The organism is Streptococcus sp. HMSC066E07 (assembly GCF_001814695.1).
GTDB lineage: Bacteria > Bacillota > Bacilli > Lactobacillales > Streptococcaceae > Streptococcus > Streptococcus hominis.
In genome coordinates this window covers 54,625-74,353 of sequence record NZ_KV817414.1, presented here as the reverse complement: position 1 = coordinate 74,353, position 19,729 = coordinate 54,625, and the positions used below count along the sequence as shown (strand labels likewise).

The following is a 19,729-nucleotide window of genomic DNA, read 5'->3' as shown; positions in this document are numbered from 1 at the left end:
TTATGAAGCTAAATTAGCTCAATACCAAGCGGATCTTGCTAAATATCAAAAAGATCTAGCTGAATATCCAAGCAAGCTCAAAGCCTATGAAGATGAACAGGCAGCTATTAAGGCAGCGCTAGCTGAACTAGAAAAACATAAAAATGAAGATGGGAACTTAACTGAACCTTCTGCTCAAAGCTTGGTCTACGATCTTGAACCAAATGCAAATCTATCTTTGACAACAAATGGGAAGTTCCTTAAGGCTTCTGCTGTGGATGATGCATTTAGCAAAAGTACGTCAAAAGGAAAATATGATCAAAAGATCCTGCAGTTAGATGATTTAGATATAAGCAACTTAGAGCAGGTTGATGATGTGGCTTCATCTATGGAACTTTATGGTAATTTTGGCACTAAAGCAGGTTGGACTACAACAGTCAGCAGTTCTGGTGTGGCAAAGTGGGGTTCTGTACTCTTAGAGCGCGGTCAAAGTGCTACGGCAACCTATACTAATCTTCAAAATTCCTACTATAATGGTAAAAAGATTTCTAAAATTGTTTACAAGTATACAGTAGACCCTGAATCAAAATTTAAGGGTCAAAAGGTTTGGTTAGGTATTTTCACTGATCCAACTTTAGGTGTTTTTGCTTCCGCTTATACTGGTCAGGTAGAGCAAAATACTTCCATCTTCATTAAAAATGAATTTACTTTTTATGACGAAGAGGGAAATCCGATCAACTTTGACAATGCCCTGCTATCAGTAGCTTCTCTTAATCGTGAACATAATTCTATTGAAATGGCTAAAGATTATACAGGTAAATTCGTTAAAATTTCAGGGTCATCCATTGGTGAGAAAAATGGTATGATTTATGCAACGGATACCCTAAACTTTAAACAGGGTGAAGGCGGTGCCCGTTGGACTATGTATAAGAACAGTCAATCAGGTTCTGGTTGGGATACTTCAGATGCCCCTAACTCCTGGTATGGTGCAGGTGCTATTAAGATGTCTGGGTCTAATAACAAAGTTACAGTAGGTGCAACCTCCGCAACAAATGTAATGTCCGTTTCTGAAATGCCTAAAGTCAACGGAAAAGACAATACAGAAGGGAAAAAACCAAATATTTGGTACTCCCTCAATGGTAAGATTCGTGCGGTTAATGTTCCTAAGGTGACCAAGGAAAAACCAACACCACCGGTGGAACCAACATCTCCCGCTCAACCAACCTATGAGACCGAAAAACCATTAGAGCCGGCTCCAGTAGCTCCGACTTATGAAGCAAAGCCAACACCGCCAACCAGAACTCCGGATCAGGAAGAGCCCAATAAGCCGACAGAACCAACTTATGAGACTGAAAAACCATTAGAGCCGGCTCCAGTAGCTCCGACTTATGAAGCAAAGCCAACACCGCCAACCAGAACTCCGGACAAGGAAGAGCCCAATAAGCCGACAGAGCCGACTTATGAGACCGAAAAACCATTAGAGCCAGATCCAGTAGCTCCGACCTATGAAGCAAAGCCAACACCGCCAACCAGAACTCCGGACAAGGAAGAGCCCAATAAGCCGACAGAGCCAACTTATGAGGCCGAAAAACCATTAGAGCCGGCTCCTGTTGCGCCAAGCTATGAGGCAGAGCCAACACCGCCAACCCCAACACCAGATCAACCGGAACCAAACAAACCTGCTGAACCAACTTATGAGGTGTTACCAACGCCACCAGCAGATCCTGTCTATAAGAAGACGCCTCCGACTCCTGCTGTACCGACTGTTCACTACCATTACTTTAAGTTAGCCGTACAGCCACAAGTCAATAAAGAAATCAAAAATAATAATGATGTAGATATTGATAAAACCTTAGTGGCGAAACAATCGACTGTTAAATTTCAATTGAAGACGGCTGATCTACCAGCTGGACGGGATAAGACGACTTCCTTTGTTTTAGTCGATCCATTACCCTCTGGCTATCAATTGGATCTTGAGGCAACGAAAGTAGCTAGTCCTGGCTTTGATGTTAGCTATGATTCAGCGACGAATACAGTTACCTTCAAAGCAACTGCACAAACTTTGGCTGCTTTTAATGCGGATCTGACCAAGTCAGTAGCAACGGTTTATCCGATTGTAGTGGGACAAGTCCTTAATGATGGTGCAACTTATAAGAATAACTTCACGCTAACAGTCAATGATGCTTATGGAATTAAATCCAATATCGTTCGTGTGACAACACCGGGCAAACCAAACGATCCGGATAATCCAAGTAACAACTACATCAAACCAAGTAAAGTAAACAAGAACAAAGACGGTGTGGTGATTGATGGGAAGACTGTTCTTGCAGGATCAACTAATTATTATGAGCTGACTTGGGATTTGGATCAATACAAAGGAGACAAATCGTCAGCGGATACCATTCAAAAAGGGTTCTATTATGTTGATGATTATCCAGAAGAAGCACTGGATTTACGTCAGGATTTAGTGGCGATGAAAGATGCTAATGGAAATCCTGTAACAGGTGTCAGCGTCGCTCATTATAAGAGTGTGGAGACTGCACCTCAAGCAGTTAAAGATATGCTTACCAAAGCCCGTATTCATCCTAAAGGTGCTTTCCAAGTCTTTACGGCAGATGATCCACAAGCGTTTTATGATACTTATGTTAAAACAGGCATCAATTTGACGCTTGTCTCTCCAATGGTGGTGAAAGCACAAATGGGTCAAACAGGTGGCAGCTATGAAAACCGAGCTTACCAAATTGACTTTGGTAATGGTTATGAATCCAATATTGTCACGAATAATGTTCCTAAAATTGATCCTAAAAAGGATGTCACTTTAACATTGGATCCCGCAGACACCAACAATGTGGATGGTCAAACACTTCCGTTAAATACAGTCTTTAATTACCGTTTAATCGGTGGTATCATTCCTTCAAATCATTCAGAAGAGCTCTTTGAATACAGTTTCTCTGATGATTATGATCAAACAGGCGATCAATATACTGGTCAGTATAAGGTCTTTGCCAAGGTTGATATGACTCTTAAAGATGGAACAGTTATCAAATCAGGTGATGATTTAACGAAGTATACGGAAGCAGAAGTTGATTCAGTTAAAGGAATCATTACGATTAAATTCAAGGAAGATTTCTTACGCTCTGTTTCAGTTGATTCAGCTTTCCAAGCCGAAAGCTATGTCCAAATGAAACGGATTGCAGTTGGTACTTTTGAAAATACCTATGTAAATACGGTTAATGGTGTGACTTACGCATCTAATACAGTTCGTACAACGACACCAAAACCGAAAACTCCAACCCCATCAACCCCATCAACTCCAGCTAAACCGAAGCAGGCACTTCATGCTTTAGCTGTTCCAAGCCTTCCAAGAACAGGAACGAGTGTGAGCTATATGCCTTACTTGGGAGTAGCTGCATTGTTAAGTGTTTTAGGCTTAGGACAGTTAAAACGGAAAACAGAGGAGAATGACTAAGTTTTGGTTGGATTGACTTGAGATTTTCCGTTAATTTATGGCTATTTTAATAAGGCTAAAAGATAGATTTTAAGCTTCTGTCTTTTAACCTTATTTTTTGTAATGATTTCAAAATATAGGATTAAAATTTATGCAATAATTATATAGTAATATAGGATAGGAAATAGAAAAAGGAGAAGGTTATGAAAGTCAGTCAATTATCTAAGTATCCCCATATAGGCAAGTTTACAGTTGGGCTCTCAGCAGCTGTTTTATTGTTGATAGTAAGTAAAAACACAGCTAAAGCAGATGCCTATACAGTTCAATATGGTGATTCATTTTATGATATTGCGACAAAATTTGGAATGAGTCCCTATGATTTAGCGGCAAAAAATGGAAAAATAATTTACGATACTATCCTTCCTGTAGATACGTTACAAGTAAATGGCCCAACGGCTACTACTGTTAGTCAGACAAATGCAGTAGCACAACCAACTGCTACAAGTGCAGGTCCAAGTTCTGATACAGAGGATGTGGTACTAAATACGCCTACAACAACAGGAAACTCTTATCCAGTTGGTCAATGCGCTTGGGGTGTAAAAACATTGGCACCTTGGGCTAGTAATTGGTGGGGAAATGCAAAAGATTGGGTTGCCAATGCTGCATACTCAGGCTTTCGTATAGGAACAACTCCTCAAGTTGGAGCCATTGCTGTTTGGGATGGCGGTCAATTTGGACATGTAGCCTATGTAACAGCTGTGGCAAATAATCGCGCAATTCAAGTGCTGGAGTCAAATTACAAAGGTCAAAAACAAGTTAACAATTACCGTGGTTGGTTTGACCCTACAATATTTTATGGAAAGGTAACTTATATTTACCCTTATTGATAAACTTTTCCTATACATAGAAATCATTAAATAATGAAAGTGGAATAGTTAGTTGTTCCACTTTTTTTATTGGAAAAATATAATTCCATAAGAAAGTTCATTATCTTTTCTCTAAAATATGTTAGAATAAAGATAAAAGGAAATGCGTGAATGGGTTATTTTAAGAAGTATAAGTTTGATAAGTCGAAATTTAAATTAGGAATGCGAACCTTTAAAACGGGGGTCGCGGTTTTTATTGTTCTGCTTGTCTTTGGGCTTTTTGGCTGGAAAGGGTTACAGATTGGTGCTCTGACAGCTGTTTTCAGTTTGCGCGAAGATTTTGATAAGAGCGTCCATTTTGGAACCTCTCGTATTTTAGGAAATAGTATTGGTGGTTTGTATGCCTTGCTCTTCTTTCTCATCAATAACCTGTTTCATGAGCAGTTTTGGGTGACCTTACTGGTTGTTCCTCTTTGTACGATGTTAACGATTATGACAAATGTCGCTATGAACAACAAAGCGGGAGTGATTGGTGGTGTTTCTGCCATGCTGATTATTACTTTATCTATTCCCACAGGAGAGACAGTTTTGTATGTATTTGCACGTGTCTTTGAGACGTTCATGGGGGTTTTCGTTGCCATGCTGGTCAATTCTGATGTGGATCGCTTGCGGAAAGTATTGAAATTAAAAAGCGAAGAATAATGTTAGAAAATATAACATGAGTTCTTGACATAGAAATTTTTTCAGATTATAATAGAGCATAAGAAAGGAATTTGCAATGAAGGAAAAAGAATTTCGTCGCAATATGGCTGTTTTTCCTATTGGTAGCGTTATGAAATTGACGGATTTGACAGCACGTCAGATTCGTTATTATGAAGATCAAGAATTGATCAAGCCTGATCGAAATGAAGGAAATCGCCGCATGTATTCATTAAATGATATGGATCGCTTGTTGGAGATTAAAGATTACATTTCAGAAGGTTACAATATTGCTGCGATTAAGCGAAAATATGCCGAGCGCGAAGCGAAATACAAGAAGCCGGTGAGTGAGAAAGACGTTCGTCGAGCCCTTCATAAAGACATTTTACAACAAGGTCGCTTTGCTTCTTCCCTTCCACCATTTGGTCGTATGCATTGACCAATATCAATTTTTTTAAATTTCATAAGGAGATACTCATGCCAATTACAGTAGCTGACATTCGTCGCGAAGTGAAAGAAAAAAATGTTACCTTTATCCGTTTGATGTTTTCGGATGTTTTAGGAACGATGAAAAACGTTGAAATTCCAGCGACCGATGAACAGCTGAATAAAGTTTTGTCAAATAAAGTAATGTTTGACGGTTCTTCCATTGAAGGTTTTGTGCGTATCAATGAGTCAGATATGTACCTTTATCCTGACTTGGATACATGGACGGTTTTCCCTTGGGGAGACGAAAACGGAAGTGTCGCAGGACTGATTTGCGATGTCTATACGACGGAAGGAACGCCTTTTAAAGGAGATCCACGTGGAAATTTAAAACGCGCTTTACGTCACATGGAAGAATTAGGATTCAAATCCTTTAATTTAGGTCCTGAGCCAGAATTTTTCTTATTTAAACTCGATGAGAATGGCGATCCAACTCTTGAAGTGAATGATAAGGGTGGGTACTTTGACCTTGCGCCGACTGATCTGGCTGATAATACACGCCGTGAAATCGTCAATGTCCTTACAACGATGGGATTTGAAGTAGAAGCCAGTCATCATGAAGTAGCTATTGGCCAGCATGAAATTGACTTTAAATATGATGAAGTACTTCGTGCCTGTGATAAGATTCAATTGTTCAAACTGGTTGTCAAAACAATTGCTCGTAAGCATGGTCTGTACGCAACGTTTATGGCAAAACCAAAATTTGGTATTGCCGGTTCAGGTATGCACTGTAATATGTCACTCTTTAATCAAGATGGTCAAAATGCATTTTTTGATCCGGAAGATCCAAATGGTATGCAATTATCAGAAACAGCGTACTATTTTCTTGGTGGCTTAATTAAGCATGCTTACAATTATACAGCTATCATGAACCCAACTGTCAATTCTTACAAACGTTTGGTTCCGGGGTATGAAGCTCCTGTGTATATTGCTTGGGCAGGACGAAATCGTTCTCCACTTGTTCGTGTGCCAGCTTCACGCGGTATGGGAACTCGTTTGGAATTGCGCTCTGTTGACCCAATGGCTAACCCTTATATTGCTATGGCGGTTCTTCTTGAAGTTGGACTTCATGGGGTTGAAAATAAAATTGAAGCCCCTGCTCCGATTGAAGAAAATATCTATGTCATGACAGCAGAAGAGCGCAAAGAAGCGGGTATTACAGACCTTCCTTCTACTCTACATAATGCAGTGAAAGCACTGACAGAAGATGAAGTTGTAAAAGCTGCACTTGGGAACCATATTTATACAAGTTTTGTAGAAGCAAAACGCATCGAATGGGCAAGCTATGCCACTTTTGTTTCCCAATGGGAAGTAGACAACTACCTTGATTTGTATTAATAAATTGGGAGCGAGGCTTAGAAAAAGTCTCGTTTTCTTGATGAATGAAAAACGACTAATCAGAATAATGCCACTTTTTTCTACAGTTTTGAGCAAATGGCGAAAAAACTGGTATAATGGAGCATATTTATTGAAAATTATGACATTTTCGGTATAATAAACAGAACAAAGGGAGGTGAAGCAGGTGTATCGTGTTATTGAAATGTATGGCAAAGATGAACCGTGGTGGTTTTTCGACGGCTGGGAAGCTAATATCGTATCAGTACAGCATTTTGATAACTATTATGCTGCTTTAAAATATTATAAACGCCAATGGCTGAAGTTGGCAGATTCTTTTCCTTTCTATAAAAGTCGAAGTGATTTGATGTCTATTTTTTGGGATGCAGGAGATTTGCGTTGGTGCGAGGAATGTGGCGACTCTGTTCAGCAGTATCATTCTCTGGCTCTGTTAGAAAATGATACTGTTATTCCTAAAGAAAAAATGCAGCCGGGCTACAATAAACAAAATAGTGAAGAAGAACATCGTGCCTGCTCTCTAACATTTAAATAATTTGCAAAATGGTGATTTTTTCACCATTTTTTATTTTCTTCTGCGAATAGTATAAAGTGAGGAGGAGATATGGTTCAAAATATTGCACAGGCTATTATTTGCCAAGCTAAGGAAGAACAGGCTCAGGATATTTACGTTGTTCCAAAAGAAAATATGTATGAGCTATACATGCGAATTGGCGATGAACGGCGTTTTATACAACAGTATGCATTTGAAGAGATGGCAGCAGTAATTAGTCATTTCAAGTTTACCGCTGGAATGAATGTCGGCGAAAAACGTAGAAGCCAGTTAGGATCTTGTGATTATCAATATGGTGACAAGCAAACGTCACTACGACTGTCAACAGTAGGGGATTATCGTGGATATGAAAGTCTGGTGATTCGTTTATTACATGATGAAGAGGCAGAGTTGAAGTTTTGGTTTGCTCAAATCCCAGAGTTAAAAGAACGCTTCAAACAGCGAGGGCTTTATCTTTTTTCGGGACCAGTAGGGAGTGGAAAAACAACTCTCATGCACCAACTCGCCCAAGAGCGTTTTGCTGGTCAGCAAATCATGTCCATTGAAGACCCTGTTGAAATCAAGCAGCCTAGCATGTTACAGTTGCAATTAAATGAAGCGATTGGTTTGACTTATGAAAATTTGATTAAACTTTCTCTACGGCACCGACCGGATTTGCTAATCATCGGAGAAATTCGAGATGGGGAGACAGCACGGGCTGTTGTCCGAGCTAGCTTGACAGGAGTGACTGTCTTTTCAACCATTCATGCTAAAAGCGTACGAGGTGTCTATGAACGGTTGTTGGAATTAGGAGTGACAGAAGCCGAGCTGAAAATTGTCTTGCAAGGGATTTGTTACCAACGTTTAATTGCAAAAGGAGGAATAGTGGATTTTGTCAGTGAAAAGTATCAAGAACACGAGCCAATCGACTGGAATAGGCAGATTGATCAGCTTCATGCAGCAGGACATATCAATCTTGAACAAGCAGAAGCGGAAAAAATTATCCACAGTTAAGCAGAAAAAGGTCGTAGAGTTACTGAATAATCTTTTTTCTAGTGGCTTTCATTTGGCAGAAATTATCGACTTTTTGAAGCGAAGTGCCTTGTTAGAAGAAGTCTATGTGGACAGGATGAAAGAGGGGTTGTCAACAGGAAAGCCTTTTTCGGACATCATGGCAAGCTTAGGTTTTTCAGATAATGTAGCAACACAACTTTCGCTGGCAGAATTACACGGAAATCTCTCACTCAGCCTGAGTAAGATTGAGGAATACTTGGAAAATGTCTCAAAAATTAAGAAAAAGTTGGTTGAAGTGGCGACTTATCCCTTTATTTTGTTTGTCTTTTTGATATTCATTATGCTGGGGTTACGTAATTATTTACTCCCGCAACTCGATCGTCAAAATGTAGCAACGCAGATTATCAGTAATTTGCCGCAACTTTTTCTGGGTTCATTAGGAGTAGTCTTTGTTTTGTTAGCGATAGGTTTTTATTGGTTCCAAAAAAACTCAAAAATAACAACATTTGGCTTGTTAGCTCGCCTTCCCTTTTTTGGCGCTTTTATTCAAACGTATTTGACAGCTTATTATGCGAGAGAATGGGGAAATATGATTGGTCAAGGTTTAGAACTTAGTCAGATTTTTCAGATGATGCAAGGACAACGCTCTGCTATATTTCAAGAAATTGGGAAAGATTTAGAAGTTGCACTGCAAAATGGTCAGGAATTTTCGAAAAGGGTTAAAACATACCCATTTTTTAAAAAGGAATTGGGCTTGATGATCGAATACGGCGAAGTGAAGTCTAGATTGGGGCGTGAATTAGAAGTTTATGCTCAAAAAACATGGGAGACATTTTTTAAACGTGTTCACCAAGCGATGAATGTCATCCAACCACTAGTGTTTGTCTTTGTGGCTTTAATGATTGTATTGTTGTATGCAGCCATGTTGCTGCCAATTTATCAAAATATGGAGGTTCAATTATGAAAAAATTAAAAAGTTTGAAGGTTAAAGGTTTTACTTTAGTAGAGATGTTAGTCGTGCTTCTTATCATCAGTGTTTTGATGCTCTTATTTGTACCGAATTTGACCAAGCAAAAAGAAGCGGTGACGGAAAAAGGAAATGCAGCGGTGGTAAAAGTTGTGGAAAGCCAAGCGGAGCTGTTTGAGGTCAATCACACTAATGAAAAAGCGACACTCTCAAAATTAGTCAACGAAGGTACGATTACAGACAAGCAAGCGGCATCTTATAAGGCTTACTATGCGAAACATACAAAAGAAGCTCGTTCCGTTGCAGATTAAGGGATTTACGCTTTTGGAAAGTTTGCTGACTTTATTTATAACGAGTTTCTTATTGCTTGCTGTGTCGGGCTCTGTTCGTTCTTCTTTTGAACAGGTGGAAGAGCAGATTTTCTTTCTGGAGTTTGAGCATTTTTATCGGGAAAGTCAGAAGTTGAGCAGTTCAGCTCAAAGTCAATTGGACATGAATTTTTCTCGCGAGAGGATTTCCAATGGTTACAACCGTTTGGCGGTTCCTCGTTCGATTCAAGCGCCAGAAGATTTGACGCTTCATTTTGATAAGGCAGGTGGTAATTCATCGCTCGGAAAGATTGTCTTTCAGACAAAAAAGCAGACAGTTATGTATCAATTATATCTAGGAAATGGAAAATTTAAGAAAACAATGCGTTAGAGGAACAATTTTATTAGAGGCGCTGCTGGCTTTGGCTGTTTTTGCGACAATTGTGACCCTGTTGTTGGGACAAATTCACCAGTCTCGAAAAGCAGAAAATGACTTGCTTAGAGAAGAAGAAGTTTTAAGGGTAGCTAAAATGGCTTTGCAGACAAAGCAAAGCCATTTGACAATGAACGGTATTGAAGTACGTGTTGAAACAAGTCAACAAGGTATTCAAATTTATCATGGGAAGGAGCTGATTCTCGGTGTTCAAGGCAAATAAAGTGAAAGCTTTTACCCTTTTAGAGGCTCTGATTGCCTTATTTGTACTCAGCGGAAGTGTGCTGCTTTTTCAGTCAATGACGCGTCTTCTGGCTTTTGAAGTTCAAGCCCGGCAACATAGTGAACAACGAGAATGGCTTTTGTTTGCTGATCAACTAGAAGCAGAGTTGGATCGTTCTTCATTTGAAAAGGTGGAGAATAATCGTTTATATATGAAACAGGACGGCAAGGTGATTGCATTTGGAAAGTCAAGTGGACGTGATTTTAGAAAAACCAATGCGAATGGGAAAGGTTACCAGCCGATGGTTTATGATGTGAAAAAAGCAGAAATCTCACAGAAAAATGAGCTGATTCATGTCAGACTGACGTTTAGGCGAGGATTAGAAAGGGAGTTTGTCTATCGTGTGGAAACAGAAAGTTAAAGCGGGCATTATGCTCTATGCCCTCTTTATAGCGGCAGTTTTTAGCTTGCTTTTGCAATTTTACCTTCATCGTCAAACTGCTAATCACAGGAATTTCACCCTAAACCGAGAACGAACACAGGCTTATGCAATGGCTCTTCTAGCCAACGAAAATTCTAAGCAAAGAGAATTTGATAAAGGGCATGTCCAAGACCAAAAGGGTGAGAAAGAGCTCATCCTGACAGTAACAATGAAGTCTGGTCGCCGTTATCAATTTTCCTTTCCGACTGAAAAAGTAAAGCAGACGGGTAAAGAATTGAATAAATGATGTGCGTGCAACAGAGTAAACTCGCAAAAAAAGCTAAATTTTGGTATGATAGGGAGCGGAGGATGCTATGAATTTTGAAAAAATTGAACAGGCCTATGCGCTCTTGTTAGAAAATGTCCAAGAAATCCAAAATGAGCTTTTAACGAGCTTTTATGATGCTTTGGTAGAGCAAAATGGCAGCTATCTGGACGGGAATATCGAACTAGATAGTGTTCGACAGAACAATGAAAAACTGAAAGCGTTGAAATTAAACAAAGAAGAATGGCGACGAGCATACCAATTTTTGCTGATGAAAGCGGCTCAAACAGAGCCTTTGCAAGCCAATCATCAATTCACTCCAGATTCTATTGGATTTATCTTAACCTTTCTCATTGATCAATTGAGTAAAAAAGAACACATTGATATTTTAGAAATTGGTAGTGGAATGGGGAATTTAGCTGAGACGATTCTCAATAATACACAAAAAAACGTGGATTATCTAGGGCTGGAATTGGACGATCTGTTAATTGATATATCAGCCAGTATCGCAGATGTGATGGATGCAAAAGTTAGTTTTGTGCAAGGTGATGCGGTGCGCCCGCAAGTATTGAAAGAAAGCGATGTGATTATCAGTGATTTACCAGTTGGCTTTTATCCTGATGATAACATTGCGGCGCGCTATGAAGTGGCTAGTACACAAGAGCATACCTATGCTCATCATCTGTTAATGGAGCAATCGCTCAAGTATCTCAAACCAGATGGCTATGCTATTTTCCTTGCCCCCAATGATTTATTGAGCAGCTCACAAAGTGATTTATTGAAGAAATGGCTACAAAAGCATGCCCAGATAGTTGCGATGATTGCATTGCCAGAAGCACTCTTTGGAAATGCCGCTTATGCCAAGACAATTTTTGTGCTGAAAAAGCAAGAAGAACAAGCTGTTCAACCGTTTGTTTATGCTTTGTCTGATTTGCAAGATCAGAACGATTTATTGGAATTTAGCGAAAAGTTTCAAAATTGGAGCAGAGAAAGTGAAATTTAAACAAGTTTTTGATATAATAAATGAAAACGCTTAAAAGAGGTAATTTATGTCAAAAACAATTTCAATCAATGCCGGAAGTTCTAGTTTAAAATGGCAATTATACGAAATGCCAGCTGAAAAGGTCATTGCCAAAGGACTGATTGAACGGATTGGTCTCAAAGACTCCATTTCAACAGTGAAATTTGGCAGTCGTGCAGAAAAGCAAATTTTGGATATTGATGACCATACGCAAGCTGTAAAAATTTTGTTAGATGACTTGATGCGCTTTGGTATTATCAAATCCTATGAAGAAATCACAGGTGTTGGACATCGTGTCGTTGCAGGTGGTGAATACTTTAAAGAATCTGCACTTGTTGATAGCGAAGAGGTGATTCAAAAAGTAGAAGAATTAGCACTTCTTGCACCACTTCATAACAAAGCAAATGCAGCAGGAATTCGTGCCTTTAAAGAATTGTTGCCGGATATTACAAGTGTTGTTGTATTTGACACATCTTTCCATACAACAATGCCAGAAAAAGCTTATCGTTATCCATTACCGACTAAATATTATACCGAAAATAAAGTGCGTAAATATGGAGCGCATGGTACAAGTCATCAGTATGTTGCCAAGGAAGCAGCAAAGGCGCTTGGAAAGCCACTTGAAGAGTTGAAGCTAATTACTTGCCATATTGGGAATGGTGCTTCCATTACAGCGGTTGATCAAGGAATTTCTGTAGATACTTCAATGGGCTTTACTCCGCTAGGTGGCGTGATGATGGGAACTCGCACAGGGGATATTGATCCGGCGATTATTCCTTATTTGATAGAGCATACAGAAGATTTTGATACACCAGAAGACATCAATTATATTTTAAACAAACAGTCTGGGCTTCTAGGAGTATCTGAAACATCAAGTGATATGCGCGACATTATTGCAGGAATGCATGAAGGCAATCATAATTGTAAACTGGCTTTTGACATTTTTGTTGATCGCATTCAAAAACATATCGGTCAATATTTTGCTGTTTTAAATGGTGCGGATGCGATTATTTTCACAGCTGGCATCGGAGAAAATTCTGATGAGGTGCGCGAAGCTGTTATTTCAGGTCTATCGTGGTTTGGTTGTGATATTTTACCGGAAAAAAATGTACGTGGAGCTGAAGGTATCATCTCAAGTGATGCTGCTAAAGTGAAGGTACTTGTCATTCCTACAGATGAAGAATTAGTTATTGCACGTGATGTTGAGCGCTTCAAAAACCAAAAATAAAACGTTTAATTTACAAGTCATAATATTTAAGAAGAGAAGCTGAGACAGACATTCATGAGCGCCACCCTAATGAATGTCTGTCTCACTCTCTTTCATTTTTGTTTGAAAAAAAGATTGTTGAAGTGATTACCTAATACTCCTGAAACATAAAATGTGGATAAAGATATCTGAATCAACCGTGCAGGTGGGAGAATGAGCTGTTTAAAAGTCTTTTGATTTCCTCTATACTTTCTTTTTGAACTATACCAATTTTCTTGTTGACAAATTCACAATAAAATTATATACTGATTTCGCTTGTTTTGGATAGCTATGATTAGACTATACCAATTTATAAAACGAAGGAGGAGATAGCAGACTTCTGAAAGTTGTTTGCTATAAATAATAGTATGTGTGGAATCGTTGGAGTTGTTGGAAATCGAAATGCAACAGATATTTTAATGCAAGGTCTAGAAAAATTAGAATATCGGGGTTATGATTCGGCTGGGATTTTTGTGACCAATGGGAAAACATCTAGTTTGGTGAAATCAGTTGGTCGCATAGCTGATCTTCGTGCAAAAATCGGGATTGATGTGGCTGGAACTGCTGGTATTGGGCATACACGCTGGGCAACACATGGAAAACCAAGCGAAAGCAATGCGCATCCACATACTTCTCAAACTGGACGCTTTGTTTTGGTGCATAATGGTGTGATTGAAAATTACCTTGACATCAAGAACACTTATCTCGCTGGACATGATTTAAAAGGTCAAACGGATACAGAAATTGCGGTTCACTTGATTGGAAAATTCGTTGAGGAAGAGGATTTATCAGTTCTTGAAGCATTCAAAAAGGCTCTTCATATTATCGAAGGCTCTTATGCTTTTGCTTTGATGGATGCAAAAGATGCAGATACAGTTTATGTTGCCAAAAATAAATCCCCTCTTTTGGTTGGCTTAGGAGAAGGCTACAATATGGTCTGCTCGGATGCTATGGCAATGATCCGTGAAACAAGTGAATTTATGGAAATTCACGACAAAGAATTGGTCATTGTGACAAAAGATGGTGTTCAAGTGCAAGATTATGATGGTAATCCTGTTGAGCGTGAAAGCTACACGGCAGAGCTTGATTTGTCTGACATTGGTAAAGGCACTTATCCTTACTATATGTTGAAGGAGATTGATGAGCAGCCAACTGTGATGCGCAAACTCATTCAAGCTTATACGGCTGAAAATGATAAAGTCTCAGTAGACCCAGCCATTATCCAAGCCGTTCAAGAAGCTGACCGCTTGTATATTTTGGCAGCTGGAACTTCTTATCATGCTGGTTTTGCGACCAAGCGCATGCTAGAAGAATTAACGGATACACCGGTCGAATTGGGAATTTCTTCTGAGTGGGGCTACAGATGGCCATTGCTTAGCAAGAAACCAATGTTTATCTTGATTAGCCAATCTGGCGAAACAGCCGACAGCCGTCAGGTTTTGGTCAAAGCCAATGCTATGGGAATTCCAAGCTTGACTGTAACCAATGTACCGGGTTCAACGTTGTCTCGTGAAGCGACTCACACGATGCTACTTCATGCAGGACCAGAGATTGCGGTTGCTTCTACAAAAGCCTACACAGCACAAATCGCGACTCTTGCATTCCTTGCGAAAGCAGTTGGAAATGCTAATGGCAATGAAAAAGCGAAAACGTTTGATTTAGTGCATGAATTATCCATTGTAGCGCAAGCAATTGAAGCTACACTATCTGAAAAAGACGGTATTGACGACAAAGTGCGTGATTTACTCGCTACAACACGCAATGCTTTCTATATCGGTCGTGGTCAAGATTATTATGTTGCTATGGAAGCTAGTCTAAAGCTAAAAGAAATTTCTTATATTCAGTGTGAAGGATTTGCAGCAGGAGAATTAAAACATGGAACTATTTCCTTGATTGAAGACGGTACGCCAGTATTAGCCTTGATTTCTTCTGACGAGCAATTGGCCAGCCATACTCGTGGAAATGTGTCAGAGGTTGTAGCGCGTGGTGCAAATGTCTTGACCATTGTGGAAGAAAACGTGGCAAAAGAAGGGGACGATATTGTTTTGATGTCTGTTCATCCATATTTATCACCAATTTCTATGGTTGTGCCTACGCAGTTGATTGCTTACTTCGCAACCCTACATCGTGGACTTGATGTGGATAAGCCACGGAACTTGGCTAAATCTGTAACAGTTGAATAATACCTATGAAGAATCATCAAGTGTTGGCTTGGTGATTTTTTTCCCATTGAGATAAAGTGGAAGTCTGATTTAAAAAATTATGTAAAACGTAAAATTTTAAACTAGAAAGACTAATATTAAAGTAAATCAGTCAGAAAAGAAAAACCAAAATTATGTAAATTTTTTCTAAAAATCTATTGACTTTTTTGTTGTTATAGTATATAATTACATTTGTAAACGGAAAGAAAGTCCGTTACACTCGCTCAAACAAGATGAAATTATTAGCTGTGTTCAGTTAAAGAGATTTCATCTCTATTTTGAGAGAGGATTAAAATTATGTAAAATATTAACTGTCCTTATAAGTATAAATCCAAAAGATAGAGTTACTCACTTTGTCTTATATTTTAAGCGGTTATAAAAATTATGTAAAATAATAAGTGAGGTACAGATATGAACAACAACTACAATAACTTTGATAACATGGATGATCTTTTCAATCAATTGATGGGAAGAATGGGCGGTTTTAATAGTGAAAATCGGCGTTATCTCATCAATGGACGTGAAGTAACACCAGAGGAATTTGCACAATACCGTGCAACGGGGAAACTTCCGAAACAGGCAATGGAGGCTCAAAATCCGCAAATGCAAACGCAAACAGGCAATCCAAAACAAGATGGCATTTTAGCAAAATTGGGTCGCAATTTGACAGAGGAAGCGCGTCAAGATATGCTAGATCCCGTCATTGGACGTAACAAGGAAATTCAAGAAACAGCAGAAATTCTGTCTCGTCGGACGAAAAACAATCCAGTTCTAGTCGGAGATGCTGGAGTTGGTAAGACTGCAGTTGTTGAAGGTTTGGCGCAGGCGATTGTTAATGGTGATGTTCCTGCTGCTATTAAGAATAAAGAAATTATTTCTGTAGATATTTCGGGATTAGAAGCAGGTACACAGTATCGTGGTAGCTTTGAAGAAAATATTCAAAATTTGGTTTCTGAAGTAAAAGAAGCGGGCAATGTTATTCTCTTCTTTGATGAGATTCATCAAATCCTCGGTGCTGGAAGAACAGGTGGAGATAGTGGCTCTAAAGGTTTGGCGGATATTTTGAAACCAGCCCTTTCTCGCGGGGATTTAACGGTAATTGGTGCGACGACGCAAGATGAATACCGCAACACCATTTTGAAAAATGCAGCTCTGGCTCGTCGTTTCAATGAAGTAAAGGTAAATGCTCCTTCTGCAGAAGATACTTATAAGATTTTACAAGGAATTCGTGACTTATACGAAAAACATCACAATGTTATCTTGCCAGATGAAGTGTTAAAAGCGGCTGTGGATTATTCGATTCAATACATTCCGCAACGCAGTTTGCCAGATAAAGCGATTGACCTAGTGGATGTGACAGCGGCTCACTTAGCAGCTCAACACCCCGTTACAGATGTGCATGCAGTGGAACGTGAAATTGCAGAGCAAAAGAAAAAGCAAGAAGCTGCGGTTGAAAAAGAAGACTTTGAAACTGCTTTGAATGCCAAGATGCGTATTGAAGAGCTAGAAAAGAAAATTGAAAATCATACAGAAGACATGAAAGTGACAGCAACTGTCAATGATGTGGCAGAGTCTGTAGAACGCATGACGGGTATTCCTGTTTCTCAAATGGGTAGCAGCGATATTGAGCGCTTGAAAGAGATGAATGCGCGCTTGAAGACAAAAGTCATTGGACAAAATGAAGCAGTTGAAGCGGTGGCGCGTGCTATTCGGAGAAATCGTGCAGGTTTTGATGAAGGCAATCGTCCAATTGGTAGCTTCCTTTTTGTCGGACCAACTGGGGTCGGAAAAACAGAGCTAGCAAAGCAATTAGCGCTTGATATGTTTGGTACAAAAGATGCGATTATTCGTTTGGATATGTCTGAATACTCTGACCGTACAGCCGTGTCGAAGCTGATTGGTACAACAGCTGGTTATGTGGGATATGATGACAATAGCAATACGTTGACAGAACGTGTTCGTCGCAATCCTTACTCAATCATTCTGCTAGATGAAATCGAAAAAGCAGACCCACAAGTCATCACGCTGTTGCTGCAAGTCTTAGATGATGGTCGTTTGACAGATGGACAAGGAAATACTGTCAACTTTAAGAATACAGTTATTATTGCTACTTCTAACGCAGGATTTGGCTATGAAAGCTTTACAGGTGACGAAGAAAAAGATATGAAAATTATGGATCGATTGAAACCATACTTCCGTCCAGAATTCTTGAATCGGTTCAATGCAGTTATTGAATTCTCACACCTTGGTAAAGAAGACTTGGCTGAAATTGTTGAATTGATGCTAGATGAAGTCAACCAAACGCTTGCTAAGAAAGACATCACTCTGACGGTAACGGATGCCGCAAAAGCTTACCTAGCAGAAGAAGGTTACGATGAAGTCATGGGTGTTCGTCCGCTTCGCCGTGTGATTGAACAACAAATCCGTGACAAAGTAACCGACTATCATCTGGATCATTTGGATGTAAAACATCTCTTAGCTGACCTTAAAGATGATGAATTAGTCATTGAGGAAGCAACAGATGATTTAGCTACAAAAGCATAATTCTCCAGAGAAGTGGGCAGTTTCCTATGATTGTAGAACAATCATGGAAGCTGTTCAGCTTCTTTTTTATTCACCCTATTTTTCACAGTCCAAGAGTGAACAGTTGCTTGTGTAATTCTTGGTCTTTTTGTTACCGCTTACATGGTTTATAATAGGCTTATAAAGAACAAATAAAATAGAAAAAGGAGAGTTAAAATGAACATCATTTTAAACATTTTGAACTGGTTCTCGCAAAATATTTTGCAGAATCCAGCCTTCTTTGTAGGTCTCTTGGTTCTCGTTGGCTATGCGTTATTGAAAAAGCCAGCGCATGATGTCTATGCCGGTTTCATCAAAGCAACAGTTGGTTATATGCTGCTGAACGTTGGGGCTGGAGGTTTGGTAACAACTTTCCGTCCGATTTTGGCGGCTTTGAACTTTAAGTTTAAGATTGGTGCCGCGGTTATTGACCCATACTTTGGACTAACAGCGGCAAATACAAAGATTGCAGAAGAATTTCCAAACTTTGTCGGAGCAGCAACAACAGCACTTTTGATTGGTTTTGGTGTCAATATCCTGCTCGTTGCTCTTCGGAAAATTACGAAAGTACGGACGCTGTTCATTACAGGTCATATCATGGTTCAACAAGCAGCGACCGTTTCATTGATGGTTCTTCTCCTTGTTCCTCAATTGCGTAATAGCTGGGGCGTACTGGCAATCGGTGTCATCTGTGGACTTTACTGGGCAGTCAGCTCTAATATGACAGTAGAAGCAACACAACGTTTAACTGGTGGCGGTGGTTTTGCGATTGGTCACCAACAACAGTTTGCGATTTGGTTTGTGGATAAAGTTGCAAGCAAATTTGGCAAGAAAGAAGAAAATCTTGACAATTTGAAGTTGCCAAAATTCTTGTCTATTTTCCATGATACAGTGGTTGCTTCGGCGACATTGATGTTGGTTTTCTTTGGAGCCATTCTCTTAATCTTGGGTCCAGATATCATGTCAAATGCAAAAGTTATCACATCAGGTACAGTTTACAATTCTGCTAAGCAAGACTTTTACATGTATATCATTCAAACAGCCTTCACTTTCTCCGTTTATCTCTTTGTCTTGATGCAAGGTGTACGGATGTTCGTAGCAGAATTGACCAATGCCTTCCAAGGTATCTCTAACAAATTGCTTCCTGGTTCATTCCCAGCTGTGGACGTTGCAGCTTCTTACGGTTTTGGTTCACCAAATGCGGTGCTTTCAGGATTTGCTTTCGGTTTGATTGGACAATTGATTACCATTATGCTCTTAATTGTCTTTAAGAATCCAATTCTGATTATCACCGGTTTCGTTCCAGTATTCTTTGACAATGCAGCGATTGCAGTTTATGCGGATAAACGTGGTGGCTGGAAAGCAGCGGTTATCCTGTCCTTTATCTCAGGGGTGCTACAAGTAGCGCTTGGTGCTCTCTGTGTGGCGCTTCTCGGTCTTGCTTCTTACGGCGGTTACCATGGAAATATTGACTTTGAATTCCCATGGCTTGGATTTGGCTATCTTTTCAAATATCTTGGCATTGTAGGTTACATTCTTGTTTGTGTATTCTTGCTGATTATTCCACAACTACAATTTGCCAAAGCAAAAGACAAGGAAGCCTACTATCGTGGTGATGTTCAAGCAGAAGAATAAAAATAGATTT

Annotated in this window: 18 protein-coding genes; all 18 read left to right on the top strand. The window is 39.5% G+C overall.

Translation table 11 applies throughout. From position 1 onward, the window contains the following. A partial coding sequence (locus HMPREF2984_RS01375; RefSeq protein WP_070670096.1) for an antigen I/II family LPXTG-anchored adhesin occupies positions 1-3,448 on the top strand: 3,448 nt, incomplete at its 5' end. Positions 3,449-3,630: 182 nt separating this feature from the next. Then, positions 3,631-4,314 carry a CHAP domain-containing protein gene (locus HMPREF2984_RS01370; RefSeq protein ID WP_003028465.1) on the top strand — a complete coding sequence of 228 codons (684 nt, stop codon included), beginning with the start codon at positions 3,631-3,633 and terminating at the stop codon, positions 4,312-4,314. Positions 4,315-4,464: 150 nt separating this feature from the next. Continuing rightward, a complete protein-coding gene (locus HMPREF2984_RS01365) occupies positions 4,465-4,995 on the top strand; it encodes an FUSC family protein (RefSeq protein ID WP_003028466.1) in 531 nt (176 codons plus the stop codon). Positions 4,996-5,071: 76 nt separating this feature from the next. Further along, entirely contained in the window at positions 5,072-5,431 is a 360-nt protein-coding gene (locus tag HMPREF2984_RS01360) for a MerR family transcriptional regulator (RefSeq protein ID WP_003028467.1), read from the top strand. 38 nt (positions 5,432-5,469) lie between these two features. Further along, a complete protein-coding gene (gene glnA / locus HMPREF2984_RS01355; protein WP_022525292.1) occupies positions 5,470-6,816 on the top strand; it encodes a type I glutamate--ammonia ligase in 1,347 nt (448 codons plus the stop codon). 184 nt (positions 6,817-7,000) lie between these two features. Then, positions 7,001-7,366, top strand: coding sequence for a DUF1033 family protein (locus tag HMPREF2984_RS01350; RefSeq protein WP_022525291.1), 366 nt, complete (start codon positions 7,001-7,003; stop codon positions 7,364-7,366). Between the two features lie 69 nt (positions 7,367-7,435). Continuing rightward, entirely contained in the window at positions 7,436-8,377 is a 942-nt protein-coding gene (gene comGA / locus HMPREF2984_RS01345; protein WP_003028470.1) for a competence type IV pilus ATPase ComGA, read from the top strand. Beyond that, positions 8,319-9,341 carry a competence type IV pilus assembly protein ComGB gene (comGB, locus tag HMPREF2984_RS01340; protein WP_180363927.1) on the top strand — a complete coding sequence of 341 codons (1,023 nt, stop codon included), beginning with the start codon at positions 8,319-8,321 and terminating at the stop codon, positions 9,339-9,341. Before comGA ends, comGB begins: the two co-directional genes overlap by 59 nt. Further along, on the top strand, positions 9,338-9,655 hold the full coding sequence (comGC, locus tag HMPREF2984_RS01335) for a competence type IV pilus major pilin ComGC (RefSeq protein ID WP_003028473.1): 318 nt from the start codon (positions 9,338-9,340) through the stop codon (positions 9,653-9,655). The genes comGB and comGC overlap by 4 nt, the downstream gene beginning before the upstream one ends. Then, on the top strand, positions 9,645-10,043 hold the full coding sequence (gene comGD, locus HMPREF2984_RS01330) for a competence type IV pilus minor pilin ComGD (RefSeq protein ID WP_003028474.1): 399 nt from the start codon (positions 9,645-9,647) through the stop codon (positions 10,041-10,043). The genes comGC and comGD overlap by 11 nt, the downstream gene beginning before the upstream one ends. Next, positions 10,015-10,308 (top strand): competence type IV pilus minor pilin ComGE, encoded by a 294-nt coding sequence (comGE, locus tag HMPREF2984_RS01325; RefSeq protein WP_003028475.1) that lies wholly within the window; start codon positions 10,015-10,017, stop codon positions 10,306-10,308. The genes comGD and comGE overlap by 29 nt, the downstream gene beginning before the upstream one ends. After that, on the top strand, positions 10,292-10,729 hold the full coding sequence (gene comGF, locus HMPREF2984_RS01320) for a competence type IV pilus minor pilin ComGF (protein WP_070670092.1): 438 nt from the start codon (positions 10,292-10,294) through the stop codon (positions 10,727-10,729). Before comGE ends, comGF begins: the two co-directional genes overlap by 17 nt. Then, a complete protein-coding gene (gene comGG / locus HMPREF2984_RS01315; protein ID WP_003028477.1) occupies positions 10,710-11,036 on the top strand; it encodes a competence type IV pilus minor pilin ComGG in 327 nt (108 codons plus the stop codon). The genes comGF and comGG overlap by 20 nt, the downstream gene beginning before the upstream one ends. 67 nt (positions 11,037-11,103) lie before the next feature. Then, complete coding sequence (locus HMPREF2984_RS01310; protein ID WP_059221232.1) at positions 11,104-12,057, top strand: class I SAM-dependent methyltransferase; 954 nt, start codon at positions 11,104-11,106, stop codon at positions 12,055-12,057. Between the two features lie 46 nt (positions 12,058-12,103). After that, positions 12,104-13,303, top strand: a complete 1,200-nt coding sequence (locus HMPREF2984_RS01305) for an acetate kinase (protein WP_070670090.1) — start codon at positions 12,104-12,106, stop codon at positions 13,301-13,303. 386 nt (positions 13,304-13,689) lie between these two features. Beyond that, on the top strand, positions 13,690-15,504 hold the full coding sequence (gene glmS, locus HMPREF2984_RS01300; protein WP_049533317.1) for a glutamine--fructose-6-phosphate transaminase (isomerizing): 1,815 nt from the start codon (positions 13,690-13,692) through the stop codon (positions 15,502-15,504). Between the two features lie 429 nt (positions 15,505-15,933). Continuing rightward, complete coding sequence (locus HMPREF2984_RS01295; RefSeq protein WP_070670088.1) at positions 15,934-18,066, top strand: ATP-dependent Clp protease ATP-binding subunit; 2,133 nt, start codon at positions 15,934-15,936, stop codon at positions 18,064-18,066. 195 nt (positions 18,067-18,261) lie between these two features. Further along, positions 18,262-19,719 carry a PTS ascorbate transporter subunit IIC gene (locus HMPREF2984_RS01290; protein ID WP_070670086.1) on the top strand — a complete coding sequence of 486 codons (1,458 nt, stop codon included), beginning with the start codon at positions 18,262-18,264 and terminating at the stop codon, positions 19,717-19,719. The last annotated feature ends 10 nt before the right edge of the window (positions 19,720-19,729 follow it).